The organism is Streptomyces sparsus (assembly GCF_054776295.1).
The window spans coordinates 1-1,913 of sequence record NZ_BAAHCA010000927.1 but is presented as its reverse complement, the minus strand read 5'-3'; the positions used below and the strand labels follow the sequence as shown (position 1 = coordinate 1,913).

The 1,913-nt window shown below is 75.3% G+C and carries 1 protein-coding gene; it reads left to right on the top strand.

Features of this window, described 5'->3' with window-relative positions:
• Window positions 1–182 precede the first annotated feature (182 nt).
• Window positions 183–1,913 (top strand): AMP-binding protein (locus tag ACYVE9_RS25005; RefSeq protein WP_461030164.1); only part of this gene is annotated, 1,731 nt, incomplete at its 3' end.

Sequence of the window (1,913 nt, the reverse complement as noted above, 5' to 3'; positions counted from 1 at the left end):
GGCCCCGCCCGCCGCGGCGTCAGCGCCTGCGCGGCGGGCCGCTGAGAACCCCGGCGGCCCCTGCCGCGTCCTCACTCCCGTACCACGCACCCCTGCGGCCCTGCTTCTCCGGGCCCTCGCCACCCTGCCGCCCCGACACCCCGAAACCCGCAGACCACCCCAGACCCCAGCGGAGCGACCCGATGACCGGCGACCACGGCGTGACGACGCTGCCCCACCTGCTGTGGGAAGCGGCGGAGCAGGCACCCGGACAGGTTGTCGTCCACGTGCGGGAGGACGGCAGCGAACACGTCGTCACCTTCGCCGAGCTGCGGGAGGAGGCGCGTCGTGTCGCCGGCGGTCTGCTCGCCGCCGGTCTCACGCCCGGCACCTGCCTGCCGCTGCTCGCCGACGACGGAGCGGACTTCCAGGCGCTGTTCTGGGGAGCCCTGACCGCGGGCCTCGTCCCCGTGCCGCTCGCGCCGCAGCTCCGCCGCGTCCTTCCGGTGTGGGAGCTGCTCGGCCGGCCGCCGCTGCTGGTGGACCCGGCCACCGCGCCCCTGCTCGCCGAACTGCCGGAAAACCCACAGGGCTTGACGGCGGCCGGACTGCGCGGGGGAGCCGCGGTGGACCGGTTGCCGGAAGCGGAACCGCACGACGTCGTGTTCCTCCAGTTCTCCTCCGGAAGCACCGGCGACCCCAAGGGCGTTGAACTCACCCACGCCGGAGTGCTCGCCAACCTCGAACAGATGCGGACCGCCGCGTCCCTCACACCGCAGGACGTGGTGGTGAGCTGGATGCCGTACTTCCACGACATGGGCCTCATCGGCAACCACCTGGCGCCGCTCGCCGCCCGCGCTGCGCAGGTGAGGCTGTCGCCGTCGGCGTTCGCCAAACGCCCGCAGCTGTGGTTCGACGTGGCCGCCCGGCACCGCGCGACGCTGCTCTCGGCCGCGAACTTCGCGTTGGCCCTCGCGGTGCGCCGGGTCCCCGACGAGGCACTCGCCCGGCTCGACCTCTCCACCGTCCGGCGGGTGCTGGTGGGCGCCGAGCCCATCTCCGCGGCCGTGTGGCGGGACTTCGTGCGCAAGGTCGGACCGGCCCGGCTGGACGCCCGGGCCATGCAGCCGGTCTACGGCCTGGCGGAGGCCACGCTGGCGGTGACGTTCCCGCCCCCCGGTGAACTGGCGGCCCCCGTGGCCCTGGACCGTGAGTCGCTCAGCCGCGGCCGGGTGGTCGAGGCACCGGCCGGGCCGGGGACGGTCGAGCTGATGGACGTCGGGTATCCGGTGCCGGGCTGCGAGGTGCGCGTCGTCGACGACGCGGGCAGGCCCGTACCGGACCGGCGCGTCGGCCACATCGAGGTCAGCGGCCCCCAGGTGGCACGCGGCTACCACCGGCAGGCGGAGGCCAGCGCCGCGACGTTCACCGACGGGTGGCTGCGTACCGGCGATCTCGGGTTCCTCCGTGACGGCCGGCTCTGTGTGAGCGGCCGGCACAAGGACGTGCTGTTCGTCAACGGCCGCACCTTCCACGCCTCCGACCTGGAGGCGGTCGCGTCCGCCACCCCCGGACTGCCGCCCGGCACCGCCGCGGTGGTCGGCTCGACCGACCCGGTGACGGGCGCGGAACGGGTGGCGGTGTTCGTCCAGTGGGCCAGACCGCCGCGGTCCACCGTGGACGCGGTGCTGGACCTGGTGGCGGCCCGGATCCGCGAAGCACTCGGTCACGACGACGTGCGGGTGTTCGCGCTGCCGCCCGGCGCCTTTCCCCGGACCACCAGCGGCAAGCTGCACCGCGGCCGGATGCGGACCCGTTTCGAGGCCGGACGCTACCCGCAGGGCAGGACCCCCACCGCCGCTCAGACCCCACGGCAGCGCGCCGACGCCCCCACGGGCGCGACGCCGGGCACCTCCGCGGACGCGCGGCCGAAG